The sequence below is a fragment of the Acidovorax delafieldii 2AN genome (genome assembly GCF_000175235.1).
Lineage (GTDB): Bacteria > Pseudomonadota > Gammaproteobacteria > Burkholderiales > Burkholderiaceae_C > Acidovorax > Acidovorax delafieldii_B.
In genome coordinates this window covers 1-9,182 of sequence record NZ_ACQT01000148.1, presented here as the reverse complement: position 1 = coordinate 9,182, position 9,182 = coordinate 1, and the positions used below count along the sequence as shown (strand labels likewise).

7 protein-coding genes are annotated in these 9,182 nt (G+C 66.6%); 2 read left to right on the top strand and 5 right to left on the bottom strand.

Features of this window, described 5'->3' with window-relative positions:
• Positions 1–538, bottom strand: a 538-nt coding sequence (locus ACDELDRAFT_RS15550) for an NTP transferase domain-containing protein (RefSeq protein ID WP_005798484.1), incomplete at its 3' end; no start/stop codon positions are given.
• Positions 535–933, bottom strand: coding sequence for an adenosylmethionine decarboxylase (gene speD, locus ACDELDRAFT_RS15545; protein ID WP_005798483.1), 399 nt, complete (start codon positions 931–933; stop codon positions 535–537). The genes ACDELDRAFT_RS15550 and speD, both read right to left, overlap by 4 nt.
• Before the next feature lie 126 nt (positions 934–1,059).
• Between speD and tkt the strand changes: the two genes are divergently transcribed.
• Together tkt and gap are read left to right on the top strand one after the other, a co-directional pair.
• The gene (tkt, locus tag ACDELDRAFT_RS15540; protein WP_005798482.1) at positions 1,060–3,114 is read left to right on the top strand and encodes a transketolase; all 2,055 of its coding nucleotides are present in this window, start codon (positions 1,060–1,062) and stop codon (positions 3,112–3,114) included.
• Positions 3,115–3,189: 75 nt separating this feature from the next.
• Complete coding sequence (gene gap / locus ACDELDRAFT_RS15535) at positions 3,190–4,191, top strand: type I glyceraldehyde-3-phosphate dehydrogenase (RefSeq protein WP_005798481.1); 1,002 nt, start codon at positions 3,190–3,192, stop codon at positions 4,189–4,191.
• 94 nt (positions 4,192–4,285) lie between these two features.
• On the opposite strand, the gene ACDELDRAFT_RS15530 is transcribed toward gap, so the two are convergent.
• The 3 genes from ACDELDRAFT_RS15530 to ACDELDRAFT_RS15520 all read right to left on the bottom strand — a co-directional run.
• The gene (locus ACDELDRAFT_RS15530) at positions 4,286–4,633 is read right to left on the bottom strand and encodes an HPF/RaiA family ribosome-associated protein (RefSeq protein WP_005798480.1); all 348 of its coding nucleotides are present in this window, start codon (positions 4,631–4,633) and stop codon (positions 4,286–4,288) included.
• Between the two features lie 195 nt (positions 4,634–4,828).
• Positions 4,829–6,817: a CHASE2 domain-containing protein gene (locus tag ACDELDRAFT_RS15525; protein ID WP_005798479.1), complete on the bottom strand. Its 1,989-nt coding sequence runs from the start codon at positions 6,815–6,817 to the stop codon at positions 4,829–4,831.
• On the bottom strand, positions 6,789–9,182 hold a 2,394-nt coding region (locus tag ACDELDRAFT_RS15520; RefSeq protein ID WP_005798478.1), incomplete at its 5' end, for a tetratricopeptide repeat protein. The genes ACDELDRAFT_RS15525 and ACDELDRAFT_RS15520, both read right to left, overlap by 29 nt.

Sequence of the window (9,182 nt, the reverse complement as noted above, 5' to 3'; positions counted from 1 at the left end):
CGTCCGCCGGCAGGTTCAGCGCCAGCCCCTGTGGTGACAGGCCAAAGTCGCCCCGCGGGTTGTGCGCCGGGTTGGGCACGAGCCACAGGTGCGCCAGCGCATCGCTGGCGGCAAAGCGCTGCACGGCGGCGGCGTCGAAGGTGAAGTCCGGCGCGAACACGTCGCCGGCGACCAGCCAGAAAACCGGGCCCAGCTGCGGCAGGGCACGCGCAATGCCGCCGGCCGTCTCCAGCGCCTCCCCGAAATCCACCCCTTCCATGGAGTATGAAATTGATAGCTGCTCGCGCTTGTCTGGCAAGCGCGTCAGGCCATTTTGATGCGAAAAATGCGCCACGATCTGCTCGCCCAGCCAGGCGGTGTTGATCACCACGCGCGAAACACCGGCGCTGGCCAAGGCCTGCAAATGCCATTGCAGCAGAGGCCGGCCCTGCACTTGCAGCAGCGGCTTCGGCGTGGTGTCGGTGAGGGGCCGCATGCGCTCGCCACGGCCGGCGGCCAGCACCAGTGCGGGAACCTGCGCCACGGCCGACGCCGTCATTGCACGGCCTCCGTGGCGAACCCCACGGCACCGCGCTGCAGGGCGTTGCGTTGCACCTCGGCGGGTTCGAAAAGGGCCAGCAAGGCTTCCATCAAGGCGCGTGCCTTGCCCGAATGATCGGCGCCGAAGTTGCACACATAGACATCGAGGGTGACGGCACCTTGCTCGGGCCATGTGTGCACGCACAGGTGCGATTCCGCTAGCAAAACAGTAGCAGTCACCCCGCCAGGACCCTGCGCAGTGGCCGGAAATTCATGGAACAGCTGCCCCACGGGGTGCAGCCCGGCAGCGCGCACCGCGTCGGTACAGGCCCGACCCAATGCCGCGGCGTCCAGCAGCCAGGTGGGCGCGCAGCGGCAACCCCGAAGATCAGCGGTGAGATGCAGTCCTTGCATGGCCCGCACTGTAGTGCATTGCCGCCAGGGGCCATTGGGTGATGACGGACGATTCAGGCGCCTGAAAGCCACCCCGGTAAAATGCCGGGTTTCCCCTGAACCTCCCCCTCCGGAGCCGCCCACCCCATGGCCAACACCCAGCAATCCCACCAGATGGCCAACGCAATCCGCGCGTTGGCCATGGACGCAGTTCAACAAGCCAATTCCGGCCATCCCGGCGCCCCCATGGGCATGGCCGACATGGCCGTTGCGCTGTGGGGCCGCCACCTCAAGCACAACCCGGCCAACCCCCACTGGTTTGACCGCGACCGTTTCGTGCTCTCCAACGGCCACGGTTCCATGCTGCTGTACGCGCTGCTGCACCTCACCGGCTACGACCTGCCGATCAGCGAACTCAAGAACTTCCGCCAGCTGCACAGCAAGACCGCCGGCCACCCCGAAGTGGGCGTGACGCCCGGCGTGGAAACCACCACCGGCCCCCTGGGCCAGGGCATCACCAATGCCGTGGGCTTTGCGCTGGCAGAAAAGCTGCTGGCCAGCGAATTCAACCGCGAAGGCCACGCCGTGGTCGACCACCACACCTACACCTTCCTGGGCGACGGCTGCCTGATGGAAGGCATCAGCCACGAAGCCGTGTCGCTGGCCGGCGCCTGGAAACTCAACAAGCTGATCGCGCTGTACGACGACAACGGCATCAGCATCGACGGCCAGGTGGCCCCCTGGTTTGCCGACAACACCCCCCTGCGCTTCGTCGCCTGCGGCTGGAACGTGATTGGCCCCATCGACGGCCACGACGCCGACAAGGTGGCCGAGGCCATCGCCGAAGCCAAGAAGCAGACCGAGCGCCCCACCCTCATCGTGTGCAAGACGCACATCGGCAAGGGCAGCCCCAACCGCGCCAACACCGCCAAGGCCCACGGCGAGCCCCTGGGCGCCGACGAAATCAAGCTCACCCGCGAAGCCCTGGGCTGGACGAGCGAACCCTTCGTCGTACCCGAAGATGTGTACGCCAGCTGGAACGCCAAGGCCAACGGCCAGAGCGCGGAAGCCGCCTGGAACGAGCGTTTCGCCGCCTACAGCGCCGCCTTCCCCGAGCTGGCCGCGGAATTCACGCGCCGCATGAACGGCGACCTGCCCGCCAACTTTGCGCAAGTGGCCGTGGACACCGTGGTGGCCGCCCACACCAAGGGCGAGACCGTGGCCAGCCGCAAGGCCAGCCAATTGGCGCTGGAAGCCTTCACCGCCGCCCTGCCCGAACTGCTGGGCGGCAGCGCCGACCTGACGGGCTCGAACCTCACCAACACCAAGAGCACGCCCAACCTGCGCTTCGACCTGCAGGGCAACGTGGTGCAGACCGAACTGGAAGGCGGCAAGAAAATCGGTGGCCGCCACATCAACTACGGCGTGCGCGAATTCGGCATGGCCGCAGTGATGAACGGCATCGCCCTGCATGGCGGCTTCATCCCTTATGGCGGCACCTTCCTCACCTTCAGCGACTACAGCCGCAATGCCATCCGCATGGCTGCGCTGATGAAGCAGCGCGTGATCCATGTGTTCACGCACGACTCCATCGGCCTGGGCGAAGACGGCCCCACGCACCAGTCCATCGAGCATGTGGCCAGCCTGCGCCTGATCCCCAACCTCGATGTCTGGCGCCCCGCCGACACGGCCGAAACCGCCGTGGCCTGGAGCGTGGCCCTGTCCAACCGCAACAAGCCCACGGTGCTCGCCCTGTCGCGCCAAAACCTGCCCTACGCACCCAAGCGCGACCTGGGCGACATCTCGCGCGGCGCCTATGTGCTGAGCGAACCCGCCGACGTGGGCCTCAAGAAGAAGGCCGTGGCGGTGATCATCGCCACCGGATCGGAAGTGCAGCTGGCCCTCAAGGCCCAGCGCCTGCTGGCCGACAAGAAGATCCCCGTGCGTGTGGTCTCCATGCCCAGCACCACCACCTTCGACCGCGAAGACACCAAGTACAAGAAGGCCGTGCTGCCCGCCGGCCTGCCGCGTGTGGCCGTGGAAATGGGCGTGACCGACGGCTGGTGGAAGTACGGCTGCGCGGCCGTGGTCGGCATCGACACCTACGGTGAATCGGCCCCGGCCCCCGTGCTGTTCAAGCACTTCGGTTTCACCGAGGAAAACGTGGCGGCCACCGTGCAGGCGGTGCTCAAGCGCAAGTGATCCGGCCAGGGGCCCTGCAGCGATGTGGGGCCCCTTTGATTTTTGGGACTTTTGAACATCAACTTTGGAGAGACTATGACGATCAAGATTGGTATCAACGGCTTCGGCCGCATCGGCCGCATGGTGTTCCGCGCTGCCGTGCAGAACTTCAGCGACATTGAAGTCGTTGGCATCAACGACCTGCTGGAACCCGACTATCTGGCCTACATGCTCAAGTACGACTCGGTGCACGGCCGCTTCAAGGGCTCAGTGTCGGTGGAAGGCAATACGCTGATCGTCAACGGCAAGAAGATCCGTCTCACGCAGGAACGCGACCCGGCCGCGCTGAAGTGGAACGAGGTCGGTGCCGATATCGTGATCGAAGCCACGGGCCTGTTCCTGACCAAGGAAACGGCACAGAAGCACATCGACGCAGGCGCCAAGAAGGTCATCATGTCGGCCCCTTCGAAGGACGACACGCCAATGTTCGTGCACGGCGTGAACTGCAAGACCTACGCTGGCCAGGCCATCATTTCCAACGCCTCCTGCACCACCAACTGCCTGGCCCCCGTGGCCAAGGTGCTGAATGACAAGTGGGGCATCAAGCGCGGCCTGATGACCACCGTGCACGCCGCCACCGCCACGCAAAAGACCGTGGACGGCCCGAGCAACAAGGACTGGCGCGGCGGCCGCGGCATTCTGGAAAACATCATCCCCTCGAGCACCGGTGCCGCCAAGGCCGTGGGCGTGGTGATTCCTGAACTGAACAAGAAGCTCACCGGCATGTCGTTCCGCGTGCCCACCTCCGACGTTTCGGTGGTGGACCTGACGGTCGAGCTGGAAAAGCCCGCCACCTATGCCGAGATCTGCGCCGAAATGAAGGCCCAGTCCGAAGGCGCCCTCAAGGGCATCCTGGGCTACACGGAAGACAAGGTAGTGGCCACCGACTTCCGCGGCGAAAGCTGCACCAGCGTCTTCGATGCCGAAGCCGGCATCGCCCTGGACACCACGTTCCTGAAGGTGGTGGCCTGGTACGACAACGAGTGGGGCTATTCCAACAAGTGCCTGGAAATGGCCCGCGTGGTGGCAGCCAAGTAAGTCCTGCGAGCCCACAAAAAACGCGCCCTCGGGCGCGTTTTTTTATGCCGGACCCGCAGGGACCACGGCTTGGGCGATTAATACATCCCCCAGCTTATTCCTGGGCATCGCGGATGGTGTCGCGCCCGTTGCGGTCCTTGGCACGTCCGAGGTCGGCATCCAGCGCGCGCACCAGTTTCTCAACCGCGTTGGTGAACGCCATGGCCATCTTGTCGGCGTCGGCCGTCACGGTCACCGGCTGGCGGCTGGCCACGCGGGCCTCGATGCGGCAGCGCTTGTCTTCCGCGCCCGACTTGCCCGCATCCACATCCGACAGAAACACCTCCAGCCGCGTGAGATGGTCGCGGAACCGCGCCAGTCGGCTGGCCGCCTCTTCCTGGATCCATTGGGCCAAAGACTCTCCACCCTGGATGTGGTCATCGGTGTGTACTTGTACTTGCATGAGGCACTCCTTATGAAAACAAAGCGGGGCTGGCTCGCAAGCCATGGCCACCGGGATGGTTCCATCATGCACGCAACCTTGGCGTCGGGCTTGATTTCGGTCAATAACACTTCGCACGGCCAGGGCCGTCTGGCCCACGCAAGCCCATGCAAACCCATGCGGCGCGTTCGGTGCGATGCGCCCGCGCGCCCCTCTTCACAATTTGTCCAGCGCCACCGCAGGCGACCAGGGCGCACCGGGTGGCAACGAGCGGGCAACCGCCACCCGCTCGCGCAGATGCACTGCAGCGGGGTCGTGAGGACGCAGCGCCAGCAGGGCCTGCAACAACTGGTCCGCCTGCGCCCATTGCCGCGCATGGAACGCGTCCAGCACGGCCGCTCCCAGCGCGCAAACCTGTATATCGTCGCAGGGGGTGTAGACGCGTACGGGTTCGGACTTTCCCTTGACGATCACGTCGTCCAATGGGCGCAGCGCCACATCGGCAGGCAGTTGCGCCGCCGTGGCACCCGACAGCAGGATCTGCGTGCCGAAGGCCTTGTTGGCACCCTCCAGCCGAGCCGCCAGATTGACCGCATCGCCAATCGCCGTGTACGAAAACCGCTGGTCCGACCCCACATTGCCCACCACCACGCGCCCCGTGTGCAGGCCAATGCGCATGTGGATGGGGGGCAGGCCCCGCTTGCCGAGATCGGCCACCAGCCCGTGCATGGCCTGCTGCATTTCTACCGCCGCACGCACGGCGTTTTCGGCGTGCCGGGGGTCATCCAGCGGAGCGCCCCAGAAGGCCATCACGGCATCGCCGATGAATTTGTCGACCGTGCCCCCCCTGCGGTGGATGATGGGTGTCATGGCACTGAAATAGCCCGTGAGCACCTCCACGGTCTGCTCGGCGCTGAGCTGCTCGGACAAGGTGGTGAAGCCCGCCAGGTCGGTGAACATCACCGTGACTTCGCGCGCTTCGCCGCCCAGGCGCAGCAATTCCGGGTGCGCGATAAGACGCGACACCACGGCGGCGGGCACGTACTGCGACAACATGGCGCGCGTCTGGCGCGCCCGTCGGCGCACGGCGGCATGCCCTACCACCACCGTGGTGCCGTAGAGCACCAGGGCTGAGACCATGGGCAGCAGGGGTGGCAGCCACACGCGGGCATGGGCGAACAGCACCCATGCCACCACGCCCTGGACCAGGACGGCAGCTCCGGCAATGGCGGCCAGGCTGCCCGGATGCAGGCGCTGCCCGCCCCACACCAGCAGCGGCAACAGCGGCAGCACCAGAGCTGCCGTCCAGCCCCCATGCGCGGCACGCAGCCCGTCGCCTGCGAGCAGGTTGTCGAGCAGGGTGGCCTGCAGCTCGACGCCCGGGAACAATCGGTCGCCCCCCAATGCTCCGAATGGCGAATTGAACAGGTCGGCCTGCGCATGCTGGAGTTCGGGCACCGTGCGCGCGGAGCGCCCCACGAGCACGATCTTGTCCCGGAAGAACCCCGGCGGCAGCAGACCCGGCTCCAGCGCCTGATAGTACGAGCGGGTGTCGAAAGTGCCGCGCGGTCCGCGGTAGGCCAAGAATTCCGGCGCCGCAGCCGGCGGTGGCAGGCCGCCGCGCACCCGGGAAGCAAGCCGCGCGGCGAAGCTGTCCGGATGAAGGCTGGCGCGGCGCACCACGAAATCGTCGTCGGGCTGCACACCCACGTCACCCGCCTGCGCGCCCGCTTCCAGAAACCGCGGCAGCGGCGGCACATCGGTCCACAACGTTGCGTTGCCGCTCTCGACCTTTTCGCGGGCGGCGGCCAGCACCACCGGTGCGGCCTCGGCAATCGCCTGCTGCAGCGCGGCGTCTTCTTCTTCGGTGGAAGGATCGGCAAACACCACGTCAAAGCCCACTGCGGCCGCCCCATCGGCATGCAGGCGCCTCAGCAGGCGCGCATGCAGGCTGCGCGGAAACGGCCAGGGCTGGTTCAGCTCCTGGAACGTGGGCTCATCGATCGCCAGGATGACCAGCGGCAAGCCGCTGCGCCGGGGCGCCGCCAGCGCCGTGAAGACGTCGAAGGTCTTGAATTCGAGCGCGTGCCACGGGCTGGTGAATGTGGCCCCCCACAGCAGCAGCAGGGCCAGCAGGCCCGCGGCCAGCGCGAGCCCCTGCTGCTGACGGCCTGCCCTAGAAGCGGTATCGCGCATCCAGGACATAACGGGCCTTCTGGCGCGCCGACTTGTTGCCCAGCAGGTTCAGCGCAGCCACGCCCACCACCCAGCGCTTGTCCTGGGTTTCCCAGAAGCCCATGAGGTCCAGGCTCCAGCCAGCAGGCATGGGCGTCAGGTTTTCCTTGTCCTCGAAGCGCTTCGACCGGTACACCGCCCGCCCGCTGACGTAAATGCACTGCGTGCTTGCCCACGTGGCGCCGGCCACCAGGGTGTGGCGCGGGATGTAGGGGATCATCCGACCCTCCGCCATCGTGCCGTCTTGCGCGCTGCCCGTGGCGTACTGGCTGCTGCTGTGCTGGGCCAGGTATTTGCCATAGGCCGACCAGTGCCGGCTGACCATGTGGTTCACACCCGCGGTCAGCGTGCGCAGCGTACCTTCCTCGTAGCTGGGCGTCCCTTCGAGCACCTCTGTGGCCGACAGGTTGAGCAGCTGGGCATTGCGCATTTCTTCGAGGAACGGCAGGCTGGGGGTGCGCAGGTCCACGCCCAGCGTGCCCGGGTTGCGCACGCGCAGGTAGTCGGCCCGCACGCTCACGAAGGTGCGCTCACCCAGCTCCATGCCCAGTTGCGCCACGCTGCGCTTGTGGCGCCCGCCCGCTTCCACCAGTCGGTCTTCCACGGGTATGCCGGCCGTTTCGACACTGGTGAGGGTGGACACGCTCAGCGGCCGCATCCAGTCCTGGTAGGCCAGGCGCACGGTGGTTCCCACAGCGGGTTGCCACACCCATCCAATGCGCGGCGTCACCGCGCGCTCGGTGTCGTGCCGCTGCGCCAGCTCGTTCACCACCGCCTCGGCGTTGGCCAGGATCACGGCACTTTCGCCGTCCACGCGGTGGCGTATCTGCTGGATGCCCAGGGCCGCATCGATCCGCAGCCCGGCATCCAACTGCTTCTGCCCGGCCAGCGTGAGGCCGGTATAGCGCCGGTCGATGGCGTTGGTGCCGCCGAACGCCAGCAGATCGGACACCGTCTGGCCACTGCCCAGCACACCGCCGACCGAGCCCAGGGCAACGGTTTCGCTGGACTGCTTTTCCACCACGTGCTCCAGCGCCACGCTCCAGCGCGTGCCGGGCTCCGGATCGAAGCTGTGGCGCAGCTGCACATCGGAGAACGCCTTGCGCGGCGTGGATTGCAGCCCCAGCACGCCCACCAGGGGGTCGGACACGAACAACGCCGGATAGTTGGTGGTATTCGTGGCCTCCACGCTGCGCCCGAACTTGAGCCACGTTTGCTCGGCCGGGCTCCAGCGGTAGGACAGCCCCAGCGCCCCCTGGCTCACGGTGTTGTCCAGATGCGTGCGAAAACGGTTGTCGGCGTCGAGCTTCATGTCGAACCGGTTGGCATAGGCAAACAGGTTGAGCCGTTCGGAGGGCTGCAACCCGAACCCCAGCGTGAGCACATCGGCTCGGACCTCGCCCGTGCCGGTGCCATCGAAAAATGCCGGAAAGCCCGACACCCCCACGTCCAGCGGAAACCGCTGGGCCGAAGCCGTCTGCGCCTTTACGAACCACGACACGGGAACGTGGCTGTTGTCCATGCCATTGAGCGTGACCGAGGGCGAAGCTAGGCGGTAAAAAGCCTTGTCGAACGTGACCTCCACCGCCCCGTGGCTGCCGGGCTGCTGGAGCAGCGAGGCATGGCGCTGACTGGCACCAAAGGCCATCGGGTCGGTCAGAAAGCCCTGGAACAGAGCCGAGTTCTTGTTGAACTCCCCCTGATAGCGGTCTGCCAGAAACAGATGGCTGCCACCCCAGTAAGGCGAAAAGCTCTGCTGGGCCAGCTCCAGCGCCCAGTCCTCCATGCCAAAGAAGGCCAGCGAAGCCCCCAGGTTGGCACTGCCCTTCTGGTCATTGGCGATCTGGTTCAGCGACTTGAGATGGGGCATGCGCTGTACAGCCGCACGGGCGGCCGCCACGGCTTCGGCGGGCTGGAACAGGTCTGCGTGGATCTGCGCCAGCAGCATGTAGGGCACAGGGTCCTTGTCGTCGAGGGCGCTGGCCTGCTGCAACGTGCTGATGGCGTCCTGGTGGCGCCCGAGCTGGTAGTAGGCCACGCCCGTCCAGGTGCGCGCCCGCGCATAGCGCGGCTCCATCACCCCGGCACGCAGGAAATCGTCCAGAGCCGCCGCAGGCTGCCCCTGCTTGAGGCGCAGCAGCCCCCGCCCGGTGAGGGCCACGTAGTCTGCCGGGGTGTCCTGCAGCGCGGCCGCGAAGGCCGCCTGGGCTTCGGGAAAGCGGTTCGAAAAGGTCTCGAGCGTGCCCCGCTCGCCCTGCAGGCCCAGAGCGTGGGGCGCGAGTTCAAGGGCGCGCTGCAGGCTCGCCCGTGCCAGTGCCGGGTCTTCGCGTTCGGT

Bases quoted from the DNA above. Each gene is read 5' to 3' on its own strand.
- speD (WP_005798483.1), bottom strand. From the start codon at position 933: ATGCAAGGACTGCATCTCACCGCTGATCTTCGGGGTTGCCGCTGCGCG.
- tkt (WP_005798482.1), top strand. From the start codon at position 1,060: ATGGCCAACACCCAGCAATCCCACCAGATGGCCAACGCAATCCGCGCG.
- gap (WP_005798481.1), top strand. From the start codon at position 3,190: ATGACGATCAAGATTGGTATCAACGGCTTCGGCCGCATCGGCCGCATG.
- ACDELDRAFT_RS15530 (WP_005798480.1), bottom strand. From the start codon at position 4,633: ATGCAAGTACAAGTACACACCGATGACCACATCCAGGGTGGAGAGTCT.
- ACDELDRAFT_RS15525 (WP_005798479.1), bottom strand. From the start codon at position 6,817: ATGTCCTGGATGCGCGATACCGCTTCTAGGGCAGGCCGTCAGCAGCAG.